At 64.8% G+C, this 23,819-nt stretch carries 23 protein-coding genes, 1 tRNA gene and 1 pseudogene; 10 read left to right on the top strand and 15 right to left on the bottom strand.

Features of this window, described 5'->3' with window-relative positions; all coding sequences use genetic code 11:
• Positions 1–1,608, bottom strand: a complete 1,608-nt coding sequence (locus ASG77_RS18580) for a carboxyl transferase domain-containing protein (protein ID WP_056348313.1) — start codon at positions 1,606–1,608, stop codon at positions 1–3.
• A 167-nt stretch (positions 1,609–1,775) separates the two neighbouring features.
• Between ASG77_RS18580 and ASG77_RS18575 the strand changes: the two genes are divergently transcribed.
• Positions 1,776–2,519 (top strand): SACE_7040 family transcriptional regulator, encoded by a 744-nt coding sequence (locus ASG77_RS18575; protein WP_056348309.1) that lies wholly within the window; start codon positions 1,776–1,778, stop codon positions 2,517–2,519.
• A gap of 236 nt (positions 2,520–2,755) precedes the next feature.
• Here the strand turns inward: ASG77_RS18575 and ASG77_RS18570 are convergent, their stop codons facing one another.
• From ASG77_RS18570 to pdhA, 3 genes are read right to left on the bottom strand one after another with little or no spacing between them, the layout of a single operon-like run.
• Positions 2,756–4,141 carry a dihydrolipoamide acetyltransferase family protein gene (locus ASG77_RS18570; RefSeq protein ID WP_235564661.1) on the bottom strand — a complete coding sequence of 462 codons (1,386 nt, stop codon included), beginning with the start codon at positions 4,139–4,141 and terminating at the stop codon, positions 2,756–2,758.
• An 8-nt stretch (positions 4,142–4,149) separates the two neighbouring features.
• A complete protein-coding gene (locus ASG77_RS18565; protein WP_056348302.1) occupies positions 4,150–5,160 on the bottom strand; it encodes an alpha-ketoacid dehydrogenase subunit beta in 1,011 nt (336 codons plus the stop codon).
• The gene (pdhA, locus tag ASG77_RS18560; protein ID WP_200950801.1) at positions 5,160–6,269 is read right to left on the bottom strand and encodes a pyruvate dehydrogenase (acetyl-transferring) E1 component subunit alpha; all 1,110 of its coding nucleotides are present in this window, start codon (positions 6,267–6,269) and stop codon (positions 5,160–5,162) included. The genes ASG77_RS18565 and pdhA overlap by 1 nt, the downstream gene beginning before the upstream one ends.
• A gap of 195 nt (positions 6,270–6,464) precedes the next feature.
• Here pdhA and ASG77_RS18555 point away from each other — a divergent pair, with 195 nt between their 5' ends.
• From ASG77_RS18555 to ASG77_RS18540, 4 genes are all read left to right on the top strand, one after another.
• Entirely contained in the window at positions 6,465–6,938 is a 474-nt protein-coding gene (locus ASG77_RS18555) for an Lrp/AsnC family transcriptional regulator (RefSeq protein WP_056348298.1), read from the top strand.
• A gap of 139 nt (positions 6,939–7,077) precedes the next feature.
• The gene (locus ASG77_RS18550; RefSeq protein ID WP_235564659.1) at positions 7,078–7,773 is read left to right on the top strand and encodes a hypothetical protein; all 696 of its coding nucleotides are present in this window, start codon (positions 7,078–7,080) and stop codon (positions 7,771–7,773) included.
• A gap of 131 nt (positions 7,774–7,904) precedes the next feature.
• Positions 7,905–8,309: a DUF4383 domain-containing protein gene (locus tag ASG77_RS18545; RefSeq protein WP_056348474.1), complete on the top strand. Its 405-nt coding sequence runs from the start codon at positions 7,905–7,907 to the stop codon at positions 8,307–8,309.
• A gap of 6 nt (positions 8,310–8,315) precedes the next feature.
• Complete coding sequence (locus ASG77_RS18540; RefSeq protein WP_056348295.1) at positions 8,316–8,903, top strand: hypothetical protein; 588 nt, start codon at positions 8,316–8,318, stop codon at positions 8,901–8,903.
• 159 nt (positions 8,904–9,062) lie between these two features.
• On the opposite strand, the gene ASG77_RS18535 is transcribed toward ASG77_RS18540, so the two are convergent.
• Together ASG77_RS18535 and ASG77_RS18530 are read right to left on the bottom strand one after the other, a co-directional pair.
• Positions 9,063–10,679 carry a solute symporter family protein gene (locus ASG77_RS18535; protein WP_056348292.1) on the bottom strand — a complete coding sequence of 539 codons (1,617 nt, stop codon included), beginning with the start codon at positions 10,677–10,679 and terminating at the stop codon, positions 9,063–9,065.
• Positions 10,676–11,056: a DUF485 domain-containing protein gene (locus ASG77_RS18530; protein WP_056348289.1), complete on the bottom strand. Its 381-nt coding sequence runs from the start codon at positions 11,054–11,056 to the stop codon at positions 10,676–10,678. Before ASG77_RS18530 ends, ASG77_RS18535 begins: the two co-directional genes overlap by 4 nt.
• A gap of 178 nt (positions 11,057–11,234) precedes the next feature.
• On the opposite strand from ASG77_RS18530, the gene ASG77_RS18525 reads away from it, so the two are divergent.
• The 4 genes from ASG77_RS18525 to ASG77_RS18510 all read left to right on the top strand — a co-directional run bounded on the left by ASG77_RS18525 (position 11,235) and on the right by ASG77_RS18510 (position 15,030).
• Positions 11,235–12,425 (top strand): sensor histidine kinase, encoded by a 1,191-nt coding sequence (locus tag ASG77_RS18525; protein ID WP_056348471.1) that lies wholly within the window; start codon positions 11,235–11,237, stop codon positions 12,423–12,425.
• Between the two features lie 61 nt (positions 12,426–12,486).
• Positions 12,487–13,209, top strand: coding sequence for a LytR/AlgR family response regulator transcription factor (locus ASG77_RS18520; protein WP_056348285.1), 723 nt, complete (start codon positions 12,487–12,489; stop codon positions 13,207–13,209).
• On the top strand, positions 13,206–13,556 hold the full coding sequence (locus ASG77_RS18515; RefSeq protein ID WP_056348284.1) for a hypothetical protein: 351 nt from the start codon (positions 13,206–13,208) through the stop codon (positions 13,554–13,556). The genes ASG77_RS18520 and ASG77_RS18515 overlap by 4 nt, the downstream gene beginning before the upstream one ends.
• A gap of 7 nt (positions 13,557–13,563) precedes the next feature.
• The gene (locus tag ASG77_RS18510; protein WP_056348281.1) at positions 13,564–15,030 is read left to right on the top strand and encodes a sodium/solute symporter; all 1,467 of its coding nucleotides are present in this window, start codon (positions 13,564–13,566) and stop codon (positions 15,028–15,030) included.
• 24 nt (positions 15,031–15,054) lie between these two features.
• Here ASG77_RS18510 and ASG77_RS18505 read toward each other — a convergent pair whose 3' ends face one another.
• From ASG77_RS18505 to rpsB, 6 genes are all read right to left on the bottom strand, one after another.
• Positions 15,055–15,639, bottom strand: coding sequence for a DivIVA domain-containing protein (locus ASG77_RS18505; protein ID WP_056348278.1), 585 nt, complete (start codon positions 15,637–15,639; stop codon positions 15,055–15,057).
• A 92-nt stretch (positions 15,640–15,731) separates the two neighbouring features.
• Positions 15,732–16,655, bottom strand: coding sequence for a phosphatidate cytidylyltransferase (locus ASG77_RS18500; RefSeq protein WP_056348275.1), 924 nt, complete (start codon positions 16,653–16,655; stop codon positions 15,732–15,734).
• A complete protein-coding gene (gene frr / locus ASG77_RS18495; protein ID WP_056348274.1) occupies positions 16,655–17,212 on the bottom strand; it encodes a ribosome recycling factor in 558 nt (185 codons plus the stop codon). The genes ASG77_RS18500 and frr overlap by 1 nt, the downstream gene beginning before the upstream one ends.
• Before the next feature lie 124 nt (positions 17,213–17,336).
• Positions 17,337–18,074 carry a UMP kinase gene (pyrH, locus tag ASG77_RS18490; RefSeq protein WP_056348271.1) on the bottom strand — a complete coding sequence of 246 codons (738 nt, stop codon included), beginning with the start codon at positions 18,072–18,074 and terminating at the stop codon, positions 17,337–17,339.
• 127 nt (positions 18,075–18,201) lie between these two features.
• A complete protein-coding gene (gene tsf / locus ASG77_RS18485) occupies positions 18,202–19,038 on the bottom strand; it encodes a translation elongation factor Ts (protein ID WP_056348268.1) in 837 nt (278 codons plus the stop codon).
• Positions 19,039–19,167: 129 nt separating this feature from the next.
• Positions 19,168–20,070, bottom strand: a complete 903-nt coding sequence (rpsB, locus tag ASG77_RS18480) for a 30S ribosomal protein S2 (RefSeq protein WP_056348267.1) — start codon at positions 20,068–20,070, stop codon at positions 19,168–19,170.
• A 403-nt stretch (positions 20,071–20,473) separates the two neighbouring features.
• Between rpsB and ASG77_RS18475 the strand changes: the two genes are divergently transcribed.
• Positions 20,474–20,971, top strand: coding sequence for a M23 family metallopeptidase (locus ASG77_RS18475; protein WP_056348266.1), 498 nt, complete (start codon positions 20,474–20,476; stop codon positions 20,969–20,971).
• Between the two features lie 47 nt (positions 20,972–21,018).
• On the opposite strand, the pseudogene ASG77_RS18470 reads toward ASG77_RS18475, so the two are convergent.
• The 3 genes and pseudogenes from ASG77_RS18470 to ASG77_RS18460 all read right to left on the bottom strand — a co-directional run bounded on the left by ASG77_RS18470 (position 21,019) and on the right by ASG77_RS18460 (position 23,811).
• Positions 21,019–22,210: pseudogene (locus ASG77_RS18470) on the bottom strand (acyl-CoA dehydrogenase family protein).
• Positions 22,211–22,400: 190 nt separating this feature from the next.
• Positions 22,401–22,474 (bottom strand) — tRNA-Ile (locus ASG77_RS18465).
• 140 nt (positions 22,475–22,614) lie between these two features.
• Positions 22,615–23,811 carry a glycosyltransferase gene (locus ASG77_RS18460; protein ID WP_056348265.1) on the bottom strand — a complete coding sequence of 399 codons (1,197 nt, stop codon included), beginning with the start codon at positions 23,809–23,811 and terminating at the stop codon, positions 22,615–22,617.
• Positions 23,812–23,819 lie beyond the last annotated feature (8 nt).

The raw sequence follows: 23,819 nt of genomic DNA, 5'->3' as shown, positions 1-23,819 counted from the left end.
TCACATCCGGAAAAGGCCGAAGGAGGTCTCCGGCAGGGGGGTGCGGGAGACGACGTCGAGCGCCAGTCCCAGAACGGTGCGGGTATCCGCGGGGTCGATCACACCGTCGTCCCAGAGGCGGGCGGTGGAATAGTACGGGCTGCCCTGGTCCTCGTACTGCTGTTTGATCGGGGCCTTGAAGGCTTCCTCGTCCGCTGCGGACCATTCCTCGCCACGGGTCTCGTACTGGTCACGCTTGACGGTTGCGAGAACGCCGGAGGCCTGGTTCCCTCCCATCACCGAGATGCGGCTTGCCGGCCACATCCACAGGAAGCGCGGCGAGTACGCCCGCCCGCACATGGAGTAGTTGCCGGCGCCGAAGGACCCGCCGATGACGACGGTCAGCTTGGGCACCCGGGCGGTGGCGACGGCGGTGACCATCTTGGCGCCGTTTTTGGCAATGCCACCCTGCTCGGAATCCCTGCCCACCATAAACCCGGAAATGTTCTGCAGGAAAATAAGCGGAATGCCGCGCTGGTCGCAGAGTTCGATGAAGTGCGCGCCCTTGAGCGAGGACTCGCTGAAGAGCACGCCGTTGTTGGCCACGATCCCCACCGGATGCCCGTGCAGCCTCGCAAAACCTGTGACCAGGGTGGTGCCGTACTCCTTCTTGAACTCGTGGAACCTGCTGCCGTCCACCAGCCGGGCAATGACCTCGTGGACGTCGTACTGCGCGTTGACGTCCGTCGGGACGGCGCCGTACAACTCCGCCGGATCCGCGAGGGGCTCGACGACGGTGTCCACATCCCAGGCAGGGGCAGCCGGCCTCGGCAGGGTGGAGACGATGTCCCGGACGATCTGCAGGGCATGCTCATCGTTCTCCGCAAGGTGGTCGGTGACGCCGGAGACTTTCGAGTGCACGTCACCGCCGCCCAGTTCCTCCGCCGTGACGATCTCCCCGATGGCAGCCTTCACCAGCGGCGGACCGCCCAGGAAGATAGTGCCCTGGTTCCGCACGATCACCGTCTCATCGCTCATCGCCGGAACGTAAGCACCGCCTGCCGTGCAGGAGCCCATCACCGAGGCGATCTGCGGGATCTTCGCGGCAGACATCTTCGCCTGGTTAAAGAAGATCCGGCCGAAATGCTCCTTGTCAGGAAAGACTTCGTCCTGCTTCGGGAGGAACGCCCCGCCCGAATCCACCAGATAGATGCACGGCAGCCGGTTCTCCAGCGCTATCTCCTGGGCGCGGAGGTGCTTCTTCACGGTCATCGGGTAGTAGGTGCCGCCCTTGACGGTGGCGTCGTTGGAGATCACCAGCACCTGGCGGCCGTGGACCAGGCCGATGCCGGCAATAACCCCGGCTCCCGGCGAGTCGTTGTTGTACATGCCGTTGGCTGCCAGCGGCGCGATCTCCAGGAACGGGCTGCCATCATCCAGCAGCCGGTCAATGCGCTCCCGGGGCAGCAGCTTCCCGCGCCCCACATGGCGCTCCCGCGAACTCTCCGGCCCGCCCAACGCCGCCTCAGCCAGCCTGCTCCGGAGCTCGGCGGCCAGCGCGAGCTGGGCAGCGTTGTTTGCAGCAAACGCTTCACTTGCGGCATCAAGCCGGCTGGCGAGAGTCTCCATCGACTGCATCCGTTCGTCATCTATTGAAAGCCACCAAGGCTCCGGCGAGAGCCGGAAAAGCCAGCTCGGTTAATGCTTTATAACTGGAATTCAGGTTAGTCTTTATTAACTGTGATGTCCAACACAACAGGACATTGCTAGAATCGGCTGTTCCTAGGAGGAAAAGCGTGCCCACCACCCGACCGGTCAAGCCGTCCGCACCGGCCCAGTCTGAGCATCCGAACTCGGCAACACAACCCGTTTCGGCAGCGCAGGCCGCTTCGGCGACGCCGGCAGCTCCTGGAACACCCGAGGCCGCGGCAGCTCCTGGAACGCCCCGCAGCCAGGCGAAGGAGAACCGCCGCCAGGCGCTGCTTGCCGCCGCCGCGGCGCTCTTCGCCCTGCACGGATTCAACCGGGTATCGCTGGAAGACCTGGGCGCGGCAGCCGGTGTCAGCGGCCCGGCCGTCTATCGCCACTTCCAGGGCAAGCAGGCGGTGTTGGGAGACCTGCTGCTTACCGTCAGCCGCGAGCTGCTCGACGGCGGCCGGCGCGTCATTGCCGAGACCACGGACCCCCTCGCAGCGCTCCGCAGGCTGGTGGGGTTCCACGTGGCGTTTGCCCTTGGCAAGCCCGACGTGATCCGGGTGCAGGACCGGGATTTCAGCAACCTCTCCCAGAAGGACCAGTCCGAGGTACGGGCACTGCAGCGGAACTACGTGGAGATTTGGGTGGAGGTCCTGGCGCTGCTGCATCCGGGCACCGACGCCGTCGAACTGCGGATGCGGGCGCACGCTACGTTCGGCCTGATCAACTCCACGCCACACTCGGTGCGCAACCACGGACGGAAAATCGCGCCCAAAACGGCCCGGCCGCTTCTCGAGAGCATGGCGCTTGCGGCGCTCATGGTGAACGTTCCCCAAGCCTCCTGACCAGGACACGATTTCAAGAGCGGGCGCTCAGAGGCTCCCGGCCACAGGAGCGGCTCTGGCCCGCATAACCGGCGCTGGGCCCCTGTGTGTCAGCACCGCTAATGCGGGCCAAGGCCGCACTTACGAATCACGACATGACGCTGGACGTTGCGCAGGCCCAGACCCTGGAGTTTTTGTCCAGATAAACTGAGTTAGACTCGCCCAAAACCCGGAATATCTGGACAAAAACTCGTGGGTTAGACCATCGTGAGCACCATGCCGGGTTCGGCCAGGATGGCGCCAATATCGGCGAGGAACCGCGAGCCCTGCTCCCCGTCCACCAGGCGATGGTCAAAGGACAGGCTCAGCGTCATGACCTGGCGCAGGGCCACCTCATCCTGGAATTCCCACGGCATTTTCCGCACGGCCCCCATGGCCAGGATGGCAGCCTCGCCGGGGTTCAGGATGGGAGTGCCCGCGTCGATGCCGAAGACCCCGATATTCGTGATGGAGATAGTGCCGCCGGACAGGTCTGCCGGCGCGGTCTTGCCGGCCCGTGCCGTCTCGGTCAGCCCGGTCAGGGCTGCGGAGAGTTCCAGCAGCGACAGGGTATCCGCGTCCTTGATATTCGGCACCGTGAGCCCGCGCGGAGTTGCGGCGGCGATGCCCAGGTTCACGTAGTTGAACTGCACGATCTCCTGGCTGGCTTCCTCCCACCGCGAATTCAGCGACGGGTTCCGCCGCAGCGCGATCAGCACAGCCTTCGCCACCAGCGTCAGCGGTGTGAGCTTGTAGCCGGAAAAGGCCCGGCTCGTCTTCAGCTTGGCCAGCAGGTCCATGGTGGGCGTGACATCCACCGTGAGGAATTCCGTCGCGTGGGGAGCCGTGAACGCACTTGCCACCATCGCGGCGGCCGTGAACTTGCGGACACCCTTGATGGGAGTCCTGACTTCCCGCCCACCCTGTGGCGCCAGTCCCGCGGGGGAACCCGAATCGGATACGGCGGAAAGATGGCGTACCGGTGCCGACAATTCGCCGCCGCCAACAAAATTCTGGACATCCTCCCGCGTGATCAGGCCGCCGGCTCCGGTGCCCGCGACCGCGGCCAGTTCGACGCCGAGGTCCTTGGCCAGTTTCCGGACCGGCGGGGTGGAGCGTGGACGCTCCGCGGTGTCGGTTTCGACAGGCTCAACCACAGGGTTTTCGGGTCGGACAGGCTCAACCACCGGGCCGCGAACATGCTCAACCGCCGGGGTGGTGAAAGTGCGGGCCCGGCGGGCGGGACGGCCCGAGCTTTCGACGACGGCGCCGTACCCAACCAGGTTCGGCTCGCGTTTCGCGGCCCCCGCCGCAGCAGTGGCCACCCCGGCGGGCGCAGCCCCTGAAGGCGAGGCGCCGCCGTCGTCCGCTACTTCGAAGGAGACGATCGGCTTGCCTACCTCCACGATTGTTCCCGGCTCTTCATGGAGCGCAGTGATCACGCCCGCGAACGGTGACGGCAGCTCCACCACGGCCTTTGCGGTTTCCACCTCGGCGATGACCTGGTTCAGCGTCACCGTGTCCCCCACTGCCACTTTCCAGCTGAGGATTTCTGATTCCGTGAGGCCTTCGCCGAGGTCCGGGAGCCTGAATTCCTTGATCATGGTGGCGCTCATCCTTCCAACCCGCTGAGAGAGTTCGGGCGTCCGAGGGCGCGGTCCACGCCGTCGAGGATCCGGTCCAGGCCGGGCAGATGGTGCATTTCGAGTTTGGAGTACGGGTAGGGAATATCGAACCCGGTGATACGGACGGGGGCGGTTTCGAGGTGGTAGAAGCACCGCTCGGTGATGCTGGCCGCAACTTCGGCGCCCAGGCCACCGGACTGGCCGGCTTCATGGGTGACCACCAGCCTGCCTGTTTTCCGGACGGATGCTTCAACGGTGGCGTAGTCCACGGGTGCCAGCGAGCGCAGGTCGATGACCTCGATGGAGATGCCTTCGTCGGCGGCCGCGGTTGCTGCGTCCTTGGCCGTCTTCACCAACGGCCCGTAGGCCACGAGCGTCACGTCCGTGCCCTCGGCGACAACGCGGGCGGAGTCCATGGGCAGCGCGGTGCGCGGATCGATGCCTTCATCCACTTCACCCTTGTCGTGGTAGCGGCGCTTGGGCTCGAAGTACAGTACCGGGTCATCGGACAGGATGGCCTGCTGGATCACGGTGTGGGCATCCTGCGGGTTGGAGACGCTGACCACGCGAAGCCCCGAGGTATGCGTGAAGTACGCCTCGGGCGACTCGGAGTGGTGCTCGGGTGAGCCGATGCCGCCTCCGAACGGGACGCGGATGGTGATGGGCATCTTCACGGCCCCCTGTGTGCGGTAGTGCAACTTTGCCACCTGGCTCACGATCTGGTCGAAGGCAGGGTAGATAAAGCCGTCGAACTGGATCTCCACCACCGGGCGGTAACCGCGGTAGGCGAGGCCGACGGCGGTGCCCATGATGGCCGATTCGGCCAGCGGCGTGTCCACCACACGGTGGGTGCCGAAATCCTTCTGGAGGCCGTCAGTCACCCGGAAAACACCGCCGAGGGTACCGATGTCCTCGCCCATGAGGATGACTTTTGGATCGTTTTCGAGGGATTTGCGCAGGCCGGAATTGATGGCGCGGGCAAAGGTCATCTGGGTCATCAGCGTGCACCTTCTTCTGGGGTGGCTCCCGCGGGATCGCCGAAGGAAGCCAGGTAACGGGCGTAGTGGTCCTGCTGCCGGTCCAGCCACGAGTTGGGCTCGCTGTACACGTGCTTGAAGATGTCCATCGGCTCCGGATCCGGCATGCCGATGCAGCCCGAACGGATTTCGCGGGCGACTGACTCTGCCTTGTCGTGAACGTGCTGTTGGACCTGATCCGTCAGGAGTCCTTTGCGTTCCAGCAGGGCCTTGACCCGCAGGATGGGGTCCTTCGCAGCCCAGTCCTCCAGTTCATTGGCGTCACGGTAACGGGTGGGATCGTCGGCGGTGGTGTGCGGTCCCATGCGGTAGGTGACCGCTTCGATGAAGGTGGGTCCGCCACCGTGCCGGGCACGGTCCAATGCCACGCGCGTGGCTGCCATAACGGCCAGCACATCATTGCCGTCCACCCGGAGGCTCGGAATGCCGAATCCGGCGGCCCGGTCCGCGATCTGAATGTGGGACTGCAACCGCACGGGCTCCGAAATTGCCCAGTGGTTGTTCGAGCAGAAGAAGACGACGGGCGCCTGGAAGCTGGCGGCAAAGACCAAGGCCTCATTGACGTCGCCTTCGCTGATGGCACCGTCGCCGAAGTATGTCACCGCCACCGAGTCCGCGCCGTCGTTCTGGATGCCCATGGCGTAACCGGTGGCATGCAGGGTCTGCGCGCCGATGATGATCTGCGGGGTGGCCATATTCACGGTGTACGGATCCCACCCGGAGGAGGCCGTGCCACGCCACACCCGCGTAATGTCCGTCAGGTCCACGCCGCGGCAGTACGCCACACCGTTTTCCCGGTAGCTGGAGAAGACAAAGTCGTCCTCGCGCAGGGCCCTGCCGGAACCGACTTGCGCCGCCTCCTGCCCCAGCAACGGGGGCCAGAGACCGAGCTCGCCCTGGCGCTGGAGGGCGGTGGCCTCAACATCGATCCGCCGGATGACCGTCAGGTCCTCGTAGAGGGAACACAACTGCTCATCCCCGATGTCCTTCACCCAGGGATCAAACTCCGGGTGGCTGATCCGTTCCCCTGCCGGGGTAACCAGCTGGATCAGGTTCCTGTCTGTAGACACGATGGCACGCAACCTTCTCACGTCGTTTGACCGGAGCCTGGGGATTTGTGGTCCCGCCCGCCGCCGGCCGCCCGGGCGCCGTTGCCCCGGATATTTGTGACCCTACTCACAATGTTCAATGGGTACAACCGCCGCCGCGGATATTGCGCATAATGCCCTGTTTGCACTGCCCTCACCGTGCTAACGTTGCGCATTATGCAAGCTTTGGATGGCACGGACACACGGCTACTCTCGGCGCTGGCCCGCGACCCCCGGCGGACCGTGGTGGCGTTGGCCCAGAAGCTGGGGCTGTCCCGGAACACCGTGCAGGCGCGCATGGCCCAGCTGGAGAAGAAGCACGTCTTCCTGTCCTTCGAACGGCGTATCAACCCTGCATCCCTGGGCTATCCGCTCATGGCGTTCATTTCCGTCCACGTCCAGCAGCAGAAACTGGGACAGCTGGCCCATGACCTCGCCGGCATTCCGGAAATCCTGGAAGGCTACGGCCTCACCGGCTCTGCTGACCTCCTGCTCCGGGTAGTGGCCCTGGACGCCGAGGACCTCTTCCGGATCAACGGGAAAATCCTCGCGTGCAATGGGGTGGACAGGACGGACACCGCACTGGCCATGAGCGAACTCATCCCGTTCCGCATCCAGCCGCTGCTCGAGCGGGGATCCGGAGACGCTTAGGGTCAGCAGCCCTTATTACCGCCCCGGTACCCAGCCCCGGCGGGCTGGGTTATAGGCTGTTCCAAGGTGAATCCACGGGTGCCGTTCAGCGGGTCCCAACAATAAGGCAGTGCCAGTGCGTTGCCGGAAAGGCTCCATCGTGAGCAATCCTCAGGGACCGTACCAGCCGGTCCAGCCGGCGGCTTGGCCCGCGCAACCAACGGGGCAGCCCGCGCAACCAACGGGGCAGCCCGGCAACCCCGGGGAGGATGGCGCGCCACCGCTGCCCGGCAACCCGCCACAGCACGGTGCGCCGGGGCAATACGGTGCACCGTCGCAGTTCCTCCCGCCCGAGCAATACGGTGCACCCGGGCAATACTCGTCCCAGGGGCCATTCGGCCTGCCCGGACAAGAGCCCCCGGCGCAAAGCCGCCGGAGGCTGTGGACCATCCTCGGCGTTGTGGGCGGTGTCCTGCTGCTGGCGGTGGTCGGTGTCCTCATCCTGGTCAACATTGTCAACGGAGCCACCAACCATGCCCGGGGCCTGGCTGACAGCTTCACCAAGCTGGTGATTGCCGGCGACAGTTCCAAGGCTTACGACGACTATCTTGACCCCGCCCTCCATGAGCAGCTGACCAAGGAGGACTTCATTGCCGGCATCAAGACCCTGGAGATGGACAGCACCTGCAAGACTGCCTACAACGAAGTTAAGGCCAGCACCGAGAACGGCACCAAGGCGGCCGACGTCGCCGGCCTCATCACCTGCGACGGCGACAAGAAGATCGACCTCGTTTACCGCTTCGAAGGCACCGACGAGCTGAAAATGATCAACATCAAGCTCAAGCCCCAGGCCTAGCGCCACACAACCCAAGCCCGCATCCCATCCGCACGGGGACATGGTCCGAATTGCTTCTACGAGGATCCCATCCGGGATCCCGCAGTCTGGCCGGGACAAAACGTCCCCGCCTTACCGGAAGGATTCGGGCCATCCTCACTTCTCCGAACCGCCTTGTCGCCACCGTCTTCGGTGCCGTTTATCTTCTTGTCGGCCTCCTGGGTTTCGTGGTGACCTCCGGCATCGGCTTCTTCGCCACGGAAGGCGCCAACCTCATCATTTTTGAAGTGAATCCGCTGCACAATGTCATCCACCTCGCCATCGGCGGCGCACTTCTGTACGCGGGCCTGACAAGCACGGCCATGGCCCGTACGGTCAACACCGGCGTGGGTGCCGTCTATCTCCTGGTCGGTGTGCTTGGGCTGTTCCTGCTGACCTCGCCACTGAACATCATCGCGCTCAACGGTGCCGACAACGTCCTCCACTTGGCCAGCGCGGTCCTGCTGCTGGGCATGGGTCTGTCCATGGACAAGTCCGCAACAGCCGTCCGGGCATAGCCGGCCATGGCTGCCGAGCCACGAGAGGGATGGGCCGTCCCGGCCGTCCGGCTCTTCGGCGGCTTCGCAGGATTCGGGGCCGGCTCAGTGAACCTCGCCGTTTCCTCAAGCCTCCTCGCGGAGCCGGGAGTGTCCGGCTCCGTCTGGCAGCCAGCCCTGGCGGTCGTCTCCGGCGGCTGGGGAGCGGCCCTGATCCTCTGGACGGTCCTGGCCTTGCACCGCGGACGGATTGTCGGGTCCGGGCGGACCGTGGCGTTCCTACTGACGGCATCCGGGGCGCACGTGGCGGCCCTTGCCTTCAGCAGCGCCACGTCCAGCCTTCACCTCAGCCACCTCGCGGCGCTCCTTCTGACGCTCATGATTGTCGCGTCGGGCGCCTGGCTGAAGGGGCGCCGGCTCCGCGGAATGGACGACGACGGCATGGCGCCCGCCGCTGCCCGCCCCGGCATCCTGCTGCTCACCGCTTTCGCCGGTGCCGTGCTGGTGGCCGGGATCGCGACGCCGGGACTCGCCGCTTCCACAGCGGGCCAGTTTGCGGTGCCGCATGGTCAGCACGGTGGTCCGGCCATGCCGGTGGGCCACCATCAGCGCTGACGCCACCGCCTTTTGAACGTCGCCCTCAGCTGAGCGTCGCCTGCGCTGGAACGTCAGAGAGCCCCTGTGCCTTGCGGCACAGGGGCTCTCTGACTGTCAGCCGGTTCCGAAGTCCCAGTTTTCTCCGGACTGTCGGCTTGTTCGGTACTCAGCCTTCAATCAGTGGTCCACGGCTTTCTCCGCACCCACGCCGGTCAGGGAGCGTACTTCCATCTCGGCCTGCTTGGCCGAGTCCTCGCGCTTCTTGTCCAGCACCGTACCCAGCCAGCCGAGCAGGAACGCCAGCGGGATGGACACAATGCCGGGGTTGCTCAAGGGGAAGAAGGCGAAGTTGGCGCCCGGGATCATGGAGGTCTTCAGGCCGGAAACCACCGGCGAGAAGGCGATCAGGATAATGGCCGAGCCCAAACCGCCGTACATGCTCCAGACCGCACCCTGGGTGGTGAACCGGCGCCAGAACAGCGAGTAGACGATCGTCGGGAGGTTCGCCGACGCCGCGACGGCGAAGGCGAGCGCCACCAGGAAGGCCACGTTCTGGCCGTTGGCGAAGATGCCGCCCAGGATGGCCATGACTCCGATGACCACCACGGTGCGCCGCGCCACCTTGACCTCGGTGTCGGCGTCGGCCTTGCCCTTGGAGATAACGCTGGCGTAGATGTCGTGGGCGAAGGACGCTGCGGCGGTGATGGTCAGGCCGGCCACCACTGCCAGGATGGTGGCGAAGGCCACCGCGGAAATAAAGCCCAGGAGCAGCGGTCCGCCGAGATGGAAGGCCAGCAGCGGGGCCGCCGAATTAACGCCGCCGGGGGCTGACTTGATGGTTTCGGCTCCCACCAGTGCTGCAGCGCCGTAACCCAGGACCAGGGTGAACAGGTAGAAAAGTCCGATCAGGCCGATGGACCAGACAACGGATTTGCGGGCTTCCTTGGCGGTCGGAACCGTGTAGAAGCGCATCAGCACGTGGGGAAGGGCAGCCGTTCCCAGGACCAGGGCGAGGGCCAAGGACATGAAGTCCAGCTTGGACGTCTCGGTCTTGCCGTACTGCAGGCCGGGGTTGAGCATATTCGAGTTGCCGGAGGTTTGCACGGCGCCGCCCAGCAGGTCGGAGAGGTTGAAGCCGTAGATGGCGAGAACCCAGAAGGTCATCACGGCCGCGCCGGCAATCAGCAGGATCGCCTTGATGATCTGGACCCAGGTGGTGCCCTTCATCCCGCCGATCAGGACGTACATGATCATCAGGGCGCCGACGACGATGATCACCAGTGCCTGTCCGCCCCAGTCGCTGATGCCCAGCAGCAGCGAAATGAGGCTGCCTGCTCCAGCCATCTGCGCGAGCAGGTAGAAGAAGCAAACCGCGAGGGTGGAGATGGCGGCCGCGATGCGGACCGGCCGCTGCTTGAGCCGGAAGGAGAGGACGTCGGCCATGGTGAACTTTCCGGTGTTCCGGAGGAGCTCTGCCACGAGCAGGAGCGCCACCAGCCAGGCCACCAGGAAACCGATGGAGTACATAAAGCCGTCATAGCCGTTAATGGCGATGGCGCCGGTGATCCCCAGGAAGGATGCGGCGGACAGGTAATCCCCGGCAATGGCCGTTCCGTTCTGGGAACCGGTGAACGAGCGGCCGGCAGCGTAGTAGTCCGCCGCGGTTTTGTTGTTCCGGCTGGCCCGCAGCACAATCACCATGGTGACAGCGACGAACAGCCCGAAGATGCCCATGTTGAGCAGCGTGGTTTCTTTCAGGTCGGCAACGTCTACGGCCGTGGCAATCCCGATCATTTGGTCACTCCGCTCAGGATGTTGCCGTCCTTATCAAACTCATGGCCTTCGATTTCGTTGCGGATCTCCGCCGCGATGGGGTCCAGCTTCCGGTTGGAGTAGCTGACGTACCAGCCGGTGATGGCGAACGTGGAGATGAACTGCAGCAGGCCCAGGATCAGGCCGACGTTGATGTTGCCCCACACTTTGGTGGACATAAACTCGACGGCGTAGTCAGCCAGGAGGACATACGCGAAATACCACAGCAGGAATGCCACGGCCATTGGGAACACAAAGCTGCGGTGACGTTTGCGCAGTTCCTGGAACCGCTCTGTCGACTGGACCTGTTCGAAGTCCACGGACGCCGCTGCGTCCGGAGTGTGGGCATCGTTACCCATCGTTCCTCCTCATTGAGACTTGCTTGGTTCACACGGGCCAGCCTGCGGGCAGGATGCGGACAATGTGACTGCAATCACTCTGCGGTGTGGCGGGTGTCCATTCCAGAGCCATGGCCGGAACGGTCGCTCAGCGGTTACGATGCTGCGACTAACGGCACCCGCCGCTACGCTGGGCACCATGCCGGACTCCCCCCTCCTGACCGCGGCCGCCATCGCGGTGATCACCCTGGCGATCGCCGTCGTCGTCGGTGCTGGCATCAAGCTGCTCCGGTCCTTCCGTGAGCTTGGCACCGACGCCGAGCGCGCCACGTACAACACCCTCCACGCTGCATCGAGTGCCGGGCAGCATCTGCGTACGGGCCTCAATCCGGCGGGCGCCGCCAAGGCGAGCCGACAGCTCAGGAACTTGCTGGGCTGTGATGCGCTGGCCATCACCGATACGACCGGCGTGCTGGCCTGGGACGGTGCCGCCGAGGAACTGAAGCCCCGGTTGATGGAACTGGCCGCTGACGTCCTGATCGGCGGGCGGACGGCGGTGCTCCAGGCGCGGGACCTGGGGACGGGCCTAGCCTCCGGAAGCTTCGCCGCCGTCATCGCGCCGGTCCGTGCCGGCTCACGGGTGGTGGGCGTCGTGGCGGCGTTTGCCCCGGCAGCGGGCGCAGGCCTGGTCCGTGCCACCAGCGAAGTGGCGGACTGGGTGGCCGTCCAGGTGGAGCTGGCTGAGCTGGACGCATCCCGGACGCTGCTGATGGAAGCCGAAGTGCGGGCGCTGCGTGCCCAGATCAGTCCGCATTTCATCTACAACTCGCTGAACGCGATCGCGTCGTTCATCAACACGGATCCGGAGCGGGCGCGCGAGTTGGTGGTGGAGTTCGCCGATTTTACGAGGTACTCGTTCCGGCGCCACGGTGACTTCACCACGCTGGCGGAGGAACTGCGCTGCATCGACCGGTACCTGCTGCTGGAGCGCGCCCGTTTCGGTGACCGCGTCCAGGTCAGCCTGCGGATCGCGCCTGAAGTCCTGAGCACCGTCATCCCGTTCCTGAGCCTGCAGCCGCTGGTGGAGAACGCCGTCAGGCACGGCCTGGAGGCCAAGGAAGGGGCGGGCCACATCACCATCACGGCCAATGATTCGGGCGCCTATGCGGAAGTGACCATAGAGGACGACGGCGTGGGGATGGACCCTGCCGAGCTCCAGTCGATGTTGGCCGGGCACCACGACGGCGACCACGTGGGGCTGCGCAACGTGGACGCCCGGCTCCGGCAGGTTTACGGGGACCAGCACGGCCTGGTGATCGAGACGGCCCCGGGCGAGGGAACGCTGATCACCATGCGGGTGCCCAAGTCCCAGCCCGGCCACGACGCCTGAACCCAAGCTTTCTGATCTCAGCCGCCTGATTCCATCCGCCATCGGCGGCTACTGTAGGACCATGATTAATGTCCTCGTCGCCGACGACGAGTTACCCGCCGTGGAGGAACTGGCCTATCTCCTGGGCAAGGATGACCGGATCGGGGTCATCCACCGGGCCATTTCGGGCACGGAGGCGTTGCGGGCCCTGAACACTGCAACGGTTGACGCCGTCTTCCTGGATATTCACATGCCCGCCGTGTCCGGCCTTGATGTTGCCCGCGCCATCGCGCGCAGCAGCAAACCGCCGGTGGTGGTGTTTGTCACCGCGGACGAGGACTGCGCCCTGGAGGCGTTCGAGCTTGCCGCCGTGGACTACCTCCTCAAGCCCGTCCGGGCCGAGCGGCTGTCCCGGACGGTGGGACGGATCAGCGAGCTACTGCGCGACGGCGGCGGCCCCGCCCCCGAGATGATCACCGTTGACCAGGGCGGCACCACCAGGATGATCAGGCGCGACGACGTCACGTACGTCCAGGCGCAGGGCGACTACGCCCGGCTGCACACCGCGGATGCCAGCTATCTCATCCGGGTTCCGCTGGCAGACCTGGAGCAGCAGTGGGCCGAGGCCGGGTTTATCCGGACGCACCGGTCCTACCTCGTCGCGCTGAAGCATGTGCAGTCCATGAAGCTGACGGCGGACAAACCCAGCGTCTCGGTGGCCGGTGCCGTCCTGCCCATCAGCCGCCGCCACCTTCCCACGGTCAGGGAAAAACTCGAAGCCACCCGCATCCGGCCGCAGGCATGACCCGGGTCCGTGTCACTGCTCCGCGCTCGGCGTCCCGGCCGGCCCGGGAGTCGCGCGAGGCGGCGGAGGAATCCGAGGTGGGGCAGGTCTTCGTCCGCTCCCTGATCCGTTCCCAGCTGCGGCTGGCCCTGGTGGTGGCCATCGACTTTATGCTGATCCTGTGCGCGTTCCCGTTGCTGCTGGCAGCCCTACCGGGCCTCGCCGAGACCCGGATCGCGGGGATCCCGTTCGACTGGATCCTGCTCGGTGCAGGCATTTATCCCGTCATCGGCCTCAGCGCCTGGCTGTATATCCGGACCGCCGCACGGAACGAGGCCCGCTACCGGGACCTGGCCGGGGACGAGTGACCACCTCATGAATCCCGCAGTGGGTGTGATCGCTCTCGTGCTGGTTTCGCTGGCAACGGCCGCCATCGGGTTTTACGGCCTGCGGATTTCCCGGACCACCGGCGATTTCTACGTGGCTTCCCGGACCGTCAAGCCATGGTGGAACGCCTCGGCCATCGGCGGGGAGTACCTCTCGGCGGCGAGTTTCCTGGGCGTGGCCGGGCTGATCCTGCTGTCCGGTACCGACGCGCTGTGGTTTCCCGTGGGCTACACCGCCGGCTACCTGATGCTGCTGCTGTTTGTGGCCGCACCACTGCGCCGCTCCGGCGCCTACACCATCCCGGACTTCACCGAGGCGAGGCTGGATTCGCGCGCAGTCCGCCGTGTGACCAGCGTGGTGGTTGTTGTGGTGGGCTGGCTGTACATTGTGCCGCAGCTCCACGGCGCGGCCTTGACCATCCGGATCACCACGGGACTGCCGGCCTGGGTGGGCTCTGTGGCCGTGGTGGTTGTGGTGTGCCTGACCGTTGTGGCCGGCGGCATGCGCTCCATTACGTTTGTTCAGGCGTTCCAGTTCTGGCTGAAGCTCACCGCCCTTGCCGTGCCCGTCCTGTTCATCGTGTTCACGCTCGCCGGTGACGGGAGTGCCGCCGTGGCCCCCGCCGTCGTGAATCCCACCGGGCTGGCCCCCGCCGGGCCGTACCAGAACATCTCGCTGCTGGTGGCGCTGCTGTTCGGCACGCTGGGGCTCCCCCATGTCCTGGTCCGCTTCTACACGAATCCGGACGGACACTCGGCACGGCGGACCACGCTGATCGTGCTCGGGCTGCTCTCCGTTTTTTACCTGTTTCCCACCGCCTACGGGCTGGTGGGGCGGATGTTCGCGCCCGAACTTGCCCGGTCAGGGCAGGCGGACGCGGTGGTTCTCCTGCTGCCGGGGCAGCTGATCGGTGGAACCGCGGGCGACCTGCTCTCAGCGTTGGTGGTGGCCGGGGCCTTCGCCGCGTTCCTGTCCACCACCTCGGGCCTGGTGGTCTCGCTGGCTGGTGTGATCAGCCAGGACGTCCTGGGCGGCAGCGTGCGGGGATTCCGGCTCGCCGCCGTCGTCTCCGCTGTGGTTCCGCTGGGATTTGCCGTGATGACTGATTCCTTGGCTCTGGCCGGCAGTGTGGGCCTGGTGTTCGCGTTTACCGCCTCCACTGTGTGCCCGGTGCTCCTGCTGGGCATCTGGTGGCGGGGACTCACCGATGCCGGCGCCATTGCCGGAATGGTGACCGGCGGCGTCCTCTGCGGCGGCGCCATGGTGTGGGGAACGGTCCTGGGCGCTGCCGGCACGCCCTTCTGGCTGGCCCAGCCGGCGGCGTGGACGGTTCCCGCCGCCTTCGCCGTGACGGTGCTCGTCTCCCGGGCGACAAAACACCGGATTCCGCGGACTATGAGCCGCGTCATGACCCGGCTGCACACTCCCGAACGGCCGTTGGTGACCGAACGCTGAGTCCCGTGACCGGCTAACGGGCAGTCAGTCTATGGCCGCCATGAGTTCAACCACGCGGTCCAGGAAGGCATCAACCTGGGTCTCTTCGTAACCGTCCTTGCCCACGGCGGGACGGAAGACCACCCGGCGGACATTGTCCACGCTGAGCGGCTTGTCCTCTTCGAGGTAGCCGATCAGGTCGTAGCAAAGATTGTCGACGTCCAGGATGTTGTAACTGCGGGCCTTCTTTTTTGACGGGCGCCGGAAGCGCTCACCGTCCGGCCGGTGGAGGCGGCCCCGGAGGATCCCGGAGAGGCTGCCGATCTCCCGCAGCCAGGCATCCTCGCCCTTGGCGGCGATCAGTTCGTCCCGTTCGCGGCGGGCGAAGGCGTCTTCGAGCCGGTCCAGGGCTGCGTCGACGACGGCGGCAGCGTAACCTCCCTTGACCGGGTCAAAGGAGACGCTCCGGACATCGGCGCTGGTGACGGCGTGGATGGCGGCCTTCGGCGTCTCTAATGCCACCCTGGCCCGCTGGAGGAACTGGTCCACCTGTTTGGCGTTGTACCCGAATTCGTTGCCCCGCACGCGCTCAAACGACGCGGGGATTTTCCGTTGAAAGTCCAATGCCACTGTTGATCCTTTGTTGCTTCAGCTGGGTCAGGTTACGCACCAGTTTATTGGCGCTGCCGGCGGTCCGGCGAAGATAGTCCGAGAGGGTCGCGTCAGACGCCCGCAACCAGTGCGAACAGCACAAAGGCTACGGGACAGGCGAAGACGATGGAGTCCAGGCGGTCCATGACGCCCCCATGTCCGGGCAGGATGCTGCTCATGTCCTTGATCCCGAGTTCACGTTTGACCATCGACTCCGCCAGGTCTCCTGCGGTGGATGCTGCAACGACGCCCACGGCGAGGATCACACCCACCCACCAGGGTTTGTCCAGCAGGAAAATGCTGGCAAGGATGCCGATCAGCATGGCCCCGGCAATGGAGCCGGCGAAGCCTTCCCATGATTTCTTGGGGCTGATCTTCGGGGCCATGGGGTGTTTGCCCAGCGATGCGCCCACGAGGTAGCCGAACGTGTCGTTCGAGACCACCAGCAGCAGCATCACGGCCACCTGCCAGGCCCCGGGCGGCACGGTGCCGCCAGGCCAGAGACCCACCGGGGTGGCGACGCCTACGGCGTGCAGCGGCAGCGTGGCGAAACTGATGAAGAACGGGACCCAGCCCAGCGTGAACACGCCGGCAAAGATGCTGTTCGCTGATCCGGCGGGGTTCTCCACTGAACGCCAGAGGAGGACTGCCACGCAGCTCAGGAGCATGGCGAAAAGCAGGCTCTCAAGACCCCCGAGGTAGGCGGCGAACGGCATGGCGACTGTACCCACCATGACCGGGACGATGGGCATCCTGGTCCCGTTCGCCTCCAGGGCACGGAAGATCTCCCAGACTCCGAAGACCGCGAACCCGGTGGTGACAGCCACGAATCCGAGCGGGAGGAAAACCAGGCCGCCCAGCACGCCGATCAGCATGGCCAGGCCGACAACAATGGCTGCCGGAAGATTCCGGCCGGCCTTGGGCGTCGGATTGCTCCGCAACTGTTTCCCCCCGGTGCGCGCCCTTTGGGTGGGGGCCTGCTCTGCCTGGCTCATCAGACTTCGAGCAGCTCTGCTTCCTTGCGCTTGAGCAGCTCGTCGATGCCGTCCACGTGCGATTTGGTCAGGCCATCCAGTTCCTTTTCGGCGCGGCTGCCTTCGTCCTCGCCGGCTTCGCCGTCTTTGACGAGCTTGTCCAGCGTTTCCTTGGCCTTGCGCCGGATGTTGCGGATGGAGATCTTCGCGTCCTCGCCCTTGGTCTTGACGATCTTGACGTATTCCTTGCGGCGTTCCTGGGTCAGGTCCGGGATGGTGATCCTGATGACGTTGCCGTCGTTGGAGGGGTTGGCGCCCACCTCGGAATCGCTCAGGGCCCGCTCGATGTCCCGCAGTGCGGTCTTATCGAACGGCGTGATGAGGATGGTGCGCGCATCCGGAATGGCGAAGGAGGCAAGCTGCTGCAGCGGGGTGGGCGAACCGTAGTAGTCCACGAGGACCTTGTTGTAAAGGCCCGGGTTTGCCCGTCCGGTGCGGATCGAGGCGAAGTCTTCCTTGGCTACCTCTACCGCCTTGTCCATCTTCTCTTCGGCTTCGAGCAAGGTTTCTTCGATCACTGTCTCTCCTCAGAAATCAGTGCAGTCCGGGTACCGGTTCCCTGCACAATCTTGGTTCATGGTTCCTGGTTCCAGGTTGCCCGGTTGCGGGCATGGAACCGTGCTCAGATCATCCTAGCTGCAGCTACGGGGTCACCAGGGTACCGAGCTTTTCGCCCAGGATGGCGCGGGTGACGTTCCCTTCGCCTTCCATCCCGAAAACCACCATGGACAGGTTGTTGTCCTTGCACATGGTCATTGCGGTCTGGTCCATGACCCTGATGTCGCGGCGCAGGGCGTCGTCGTAGCTCAGCGTGTCCAGCTTCTCGGCAGTGGGGTCCTTCTTGGGATCCGCGGTGTAGACGGCGTCCACGCCGCTCTTGGCCATCAGGACGACGTCCGCGTGGACCTCCAGGGCGCGCTGGGCGGCCACTGTGTCGGTGGAGAAGTACGGCAGGCCGGCTCCGGCGCCGAAGATGACCACGCGGCCCTTTTCCATGTGGCGGATGGCCCGGCGGGGAATGTACGCCTCGGCGACCTGCCCCATGGTGATGGCGCTCTGGACACGGGTTTCAACGCCGGCCTGCTCCAGGAAGTCCTGCAGTGCCAGGCAGTTCATGACGGTGCCGAGCATGCCCATGTAGTCGGCGCGCGAGCGGTCCATGCCGCTCTGGGACAGTTCCGCGCCGCGGAAGAAGTTGCCGCCGCCGACGACGATGGCAACTTCCACTTCGGGGACCGCTGCGGCGATCTGCTTTGCGACGTCGCGCACGGTGTCGGGATCAACGCCCAGCTTGCCGCCGCCGAAGACCTCGCCCGACAACTTCAGGAGGACGCGGCGCCTGCTTTTCTCTGGCTGGCTTGAAGAATTGACGGCTTCCATGGGTGCCTTCCCGTTGGTGAACTCTGAAAAAGGTTATCGTGTCGGGTGGCCAAAGGTCTCATCGGACGTCTAGCCGGTGCATGCAAAAGGGGCGGCCACCGAAGTGGCCACCCCTTTGCGGATTCGACTAGGAGCCGACGCGGAAACGTGCGAAGGACGTGCCCTTGACGCCGGCCTCTTCGAGGACCTGCGCCACAGACTTCTTGGCGTCCTTGGCGAAAGCCTGGTCAACCAGGACCTCACCCTTGTAGAAGCCCGTAACGCGGCCTTCCACAATCTTGGACATTGCGGCTTCGGGCTTGCCTTCAGCCTTGGCGGTCTCTTCGGCGATGCGACGCTCGGACTCGACCAGATCGGACGGAACGTCTTCGCGGGTCAGGTAGTTCGGGGACATCGCTGCGATGTGCACTGCAATGTCGTGTGCGGCGGTGGCGGCGGCTTCGCCTTCACCGTCAACAGCGAACAGGACGCCGACCTGGGCCGGGAGGTCCTTGGACGTCTTGTGCAGGTAAGCGTCAACAGTGCCGCCCTCAATGCGGGACAGCTTGCGGACAACAACCTTTTCGCCGAGGATTGCGCCTTCTTCGACGACAACCTCGGACAGCGGCTTGCCGTCAACTTCGATGGCCAGGAGGGTGTCGAGGTCGGCAGCGCCGGACTCCACAGCCACGGCCAGGACCTTGTCGGCCAGCTGGATGAACTTGTCAGCCTTGGCGACGAAGTCGGTCTCGCAGTTGACCTCGATCATCACGCCGACGCCGTTGCTGACCTTTGCGGCCACCAGGCCTTCAGCGGTGGAGCGGCCTTCGCGCTTGGTAGCGCCCTTGAGGCCCTTGATGCGGATGATCTCGATGGCCTTTTCGGCGTCACCGTTGGCTTCGTCAAGAGCCTTCTTGACATCCATCATGCCGGCGCCGGTGCGCTCGCGCAGAGCCTTGATATCAGCGGCAGTGTAGTTCGCCATGTGAACCCCTCTGTCTAGAAAATGTATGTGGTGTACGGACCGACAGGACAGCGGCTCACCGGGTGAGCCGCCATCCTGTCAGGTGCTCCGGCGCTGCAGGCAGCGCCGGAGAATCCGGATTTACTAGTGTTACTTGTCAGCGTCGGCGGCGGGAGCCTCGGCAGCAGCCGGAGCTTCCTCGGCAACCGGAGCAGCTTCTTCGGCTGCCGGAGCGGCAGCTTCTTCAGCAGCCGGAGCAGCCTCAGCGGCAGGTGCTTCTTCAGTCTTGCTGCCTTCGAGGAGTTCGCGCTCCCACTCAGCCAGCGGCTCTTCCGGAGCTTCCGTGGTGCCCGTGGCGCGGTTGTGGCGGGCGATGAGGCCCTCAGCAACGGCGTCGGCGACAACGCGGGTCAGCAGGTTCACGGAGCGGATGGCGTCGTCGTTGCCCGGGATCGGGAAGTCGACTTCGTCAGGATCGCAGTTGGTGTCCAGGATGGCCACAACCGGGATGTTCAGCTTCTTGGCTTCGTCAACGGCCAGGTGTTCCTTCTTGGTGTCCACGATCCAGAGCACGGAAGGTGCTTTGGTCAGGTTGCGGATACCGCCGAGGTTGGTTTCCAGCTTGGTGAGTTCACGGCGAAGGAGCAGCAGTTCCTTCTTGGTGTACGCGGAACCGGCGACGTCGTCGAAGTCGATCTCTTCCAGTTCCTTCATGCGCTGGATGCGCTTGGAAACGGTCTGGAAGTTGGTCAGCATACCGCCGAGCCAGCGCTGGTTCACGTAAGGCTGTCCAACACGGGTAGCCTGCTCAGCGATGGATTCCTGGGCCTGCTTCTTGGTGCCGACGAAGAGTACGGTGCCGCCGTGTGCAACGGTGGCCTTTACGAACTCGTAGGCACGGTCGATGTAGGACAGCGACTGCTGAAGGTCAATGATGTAGATGCCGTTGCGCTCCGTGAAGATGAATCGCTTCATCTTCGGGTTCCAACGGCGGGTCTGGTGTCCAAAGTGGACGCCGCTGTCAAGCAGCTGGCGCATAGTTACGACGGGCATGCCGGCGCTCCTTCCGGCAGGTCATTCATGAGAGAGCCTTTCAGGCCCTCTTACCCTGCCAATAGTTGACGGTTATTTAGCGTGGCCCAAGGCGGGCCGTGCTCCTGGCATCCATTGCGACTCTCATCAGGACCGCGAGGCCCTGACCGCAAGAGACACAATCCTCCTCATACAAAGCCGGGGCTTCAGATTTGGAGGGCTGGATACGCGTAGTCAGTTGCTGTTCCCCCGCATTCCTGAATGAGGCGTGCCGACGCAAGCGTTGAGGGCACAGCAAACTGCTCCATCAAGTGTACAACAGGAGCCAATAGCCGAAGGACAACCCGAGGGCCTTCGACGGGCGTTTTCCACATGGCCAAAGTGCGCACTCCCGCTGAGGGATCCGGCACGCAAAGCTGGGTTTATGAAAGCAATAGTTGCCCTCGCGGCAGTGCTCTTACTGCCGGCCGCGGCGGCTCCAGCGGATACAGCGCCGCGCGCCACCTGGGAGTGGCCGCTCTCCCCCGGGCCCGCGGTGCTGCGCGCCTTTGACCCGCCGGACAAGCCGTGGATGAGCGGGCACCGTGGCGTGGACCTTGAGGCAACGCACGACGGCGTCCCGGTCGCCTCGCCGGAGTCCGGCACCGTCAGTTTCGTGGGAGTAGTGGTGGACCGCCCCGTGATCACCATCGATCACGGGGGCGGTCTCCGCAGCAGTTTTGAGCCGGTCGAAAGCCCGCTCGCAGCCGGGGCCGTGGTGGCGAAGGGCGAGATCATCGGAACGCTGCAATCCGGGCACTGCGGCGCTCTTGCCTGCGTCCATTGGGGCGTGAGGCAGGAGGACGCCTACATCAATCCGCTGGAATTCGTTACCGACCTCCGCCCGTCCATCCTGCTGCCCCTGGGGCTGGACACTGGCTGACCGCCGAGCGCTGACGGCTGACGGCTGACGGCTGACGGCTGACGGCTCTAGACGATCGCCGAGATCCCGGTGATGGCGCGGCCGGTCACGAGGGTGTTGATCTCGTGGGTTCCCTCATAGGAGTAGATGGCTTCCGCGTCCGCAAAGATCTTGGCCATCTCGAAGTCGGTCACGATGCCGTTGCCGCCCAGGAGGCTACGGCCGATCGCCACGCTTTCGCGCATCCGGGCGGTGGTAAATGCCTTGGCCAGGGCGGACTGTTCATCCTTGGCCTGGCCGGCATCCTCCAGCTGGGAAAGCCGGACCATCATGCCCCATGGAGCTCACGGCGTTCCCGAGGATCTGCACCAGCTGGCTTTGGACGAGCTGGAACGACGCGAGCGGGCGGCCGAATTGGTGGCGTTCCACGGCATAGCGGCGGGCCACGTCGAAGGCGGCCAGCTGCTGGCCGACTGCCTGCCAGCCGACGGAGAGCCGCGTGACCTTCAAGACCTTGTTGGTGTCGCGGAAGCTGTTGGCGCCCGCCAGCTTGAAGAAGTCCGGAACCACCACGTTCTCCAGGACGATATCCGCGTTCTGGACGGTCCGAAGGGAGATCTTGTTTTCAATCTTGGTGGCACTGAAGCCGGGCAGCGCCGTATCCACGAGGAAACCCTTGACCTGGTTGTCGGCGATGTCCCGGGCGTAGACGACCACCCAATCCGAGAAAGTGGCGTTGCCGATCCAGCGCTTGGCGCCATTGAGGATCCACGTGTCGCCGTTCCGCTGTGCCGTGGTGCGCGTGCCGCCGGCTACGTCGGAACCTCCCAGCGGCTCCGTAAGACCGAACGCGCCGATCTTCTTCAGCGAATAGATATCCGGGAGCCAGGCGTCCTGCTGTTCCTGCGAGGCCAGGGCTTCGATAGAGCCGGTAAACAGTCCGTCGTGCACGCCCATGAAGGTGGCGATGGAGGTATCGGCGCGCGTGGCCTCGGCATGGACCAGGCCGGCAAACAGGTTGGAGTAGCCCTGGCGCCTGACCGGACTCACCAGGTCGATTTCGGCCAGCTTGGGAATGAGCTCCATGGGGAACTCGCCGCGGTTCCAGCAGTCCACGGCAATCGGCCGGACTTCGCGGGCGAGGAAGCCCCGGATCTCGGCGAGCCGGTCCTGCTCCTTGGCGGTGAGAAGCTGCTCGAAGGCGAAGAAGTCGCCGTCGGCGTACGGAAGGTTGTTGATGTCAACAGAGGCTTTGGACATTTGGTTCCCTCGCAAAGATCAGCAGCGCGGACAGGCCAGCCATGGCAGGACAGGCCGGGACTCAGCGGCACGGTAAGTTACTGGTCAGTAACATACCGCAGATTGCGGGAAAACAAAAGAAACCGCGGCCGACGATCTCTCGTCAGCCGCGGTTCCACGGTGGTTTGGTTCCTGCGGTGTCGTGCTTGGGTAGGGCTACTCGGACTTGAACCGAGGACCTTAGGATTATGAGTCCCGCGCTCTAACCAGCTGAGCTATAGCCCCCTGCCCTTGCCGGCGTGGTCCGCGGAGGACTTCGGCTTCAGCAGGGCAAAAACACTCTAGCAAACAGTGGCGGGCATCAGGACCACGCAGTAAGGATGCCAAGGCCTGCCCAGGCTGGGGCGGCCACTGCGAGACCGCTGTCAGAGGGCTTTGTCGTCGTAGCTTGCACCCCGGTAGAGGTCCTCGAAGGTCTGCAGCGTGCCCTCGATGCTGTGCGGTTCCACCATCCGCCGGCTGGCCTGGCCCATTGCCGCCCGTTCCTCGTCTGGCAGCTGGAGGATCCGCGTGATCTTGGCTGCGAGATCGTCGCTGTCGTTGGGTGTGAACAGATAGCCGTTCTCGCCGTCGCGCACCAGGTGCGGCAGGGCCATGGCATCCGCCAACAGGACGGGCGTGGAAGCAGACATCGCCTCCAGGGTCACCAGGGACTGAAGCTCGGCGGTCCCCGGCATGCAGAACAGATCCGCCTTGATGTAGGCCTCCCGGAGGTCCTCATCGCTGGCCAGTCCCAGGAATTTCACCCGCTCCCCAAGTCCGAGCCGTTCCGCATGCGCTTCAAGAGCGGCGCGGACTTCGCCGCCGCCCACAATTTCCAGGTGGACGTTGAGCTCTGCGGGCGTCTTGGACACAGCATTGATGAGCACGTCCACGTGCTTTTCCTCGGCCAGCCGCCCCACAAATACCACTGTTGGGTGGGCGTGCGGTTCGATCACTTCGCCGGGCTGCAGCTCATAGGCTGCGGAGTCAATGCCGTTGGAGAGTGGCAGCACCTTGTGCAGGAAAGCGTGCTGGTGCATGGCTTTGGCGGCCAGGGGGGTGGGCGTTGTGACGACGTCAGCCTGCCCCATGACCTTGCCCATGTCCTTCCAGGAGATCTTGCCGATGATGTCCTTGAACCACTGCGGGAACGGCAGGAACGGGTTCAGGTTCTCCGGCATGAAGTGGTTGGTGGCCACGATCCTGATGCCCCGCTTCGCCGCTTCGTAGAGGACGTGCTCACCGATCATGTAGTGGCTTTGGATGTGCACCACATCGGGCTTGATCCGATCGAAAAGGAGGCCGATCTCCTTCTTGATTTCCCAGGGGAAGCAGATACGGAAGTACTCGTGGGTGAAGACCCCGTGGGAACGGAGCCGGTGCACGGTGGCCTCGGAGCGGAACTCGGTGAAGCTCGCGCCGTCGTCCGCCCGGCAAGCCAGCACATGCACGTTGTGGCCGCGTCCGCTCATGCCGTTGGCCAGGCGGTAGCTGAACTGGGCGGCCCCGTTGATGTGGGGCGGATACGTATCCGCGGCGATCAGGATGGTCAGGGGAGGCTGGTCAGAGGGCGTTGTCACGTGAAGAG

Source organism: Arthrobacter sp. Soil762, from assembly GCF_001428335.1.
In the GTDB taxonomy this organism is placed as follows: Bacteria; Actinomycetota; Actinomycetes; order Actinomycetales; family Micrococcaceae; genus Arthrobacter.
Note: the sequence above shows the minus strand (reverse complement) of the source record. Positions and strands in the feature narration are given on the sequence as shown.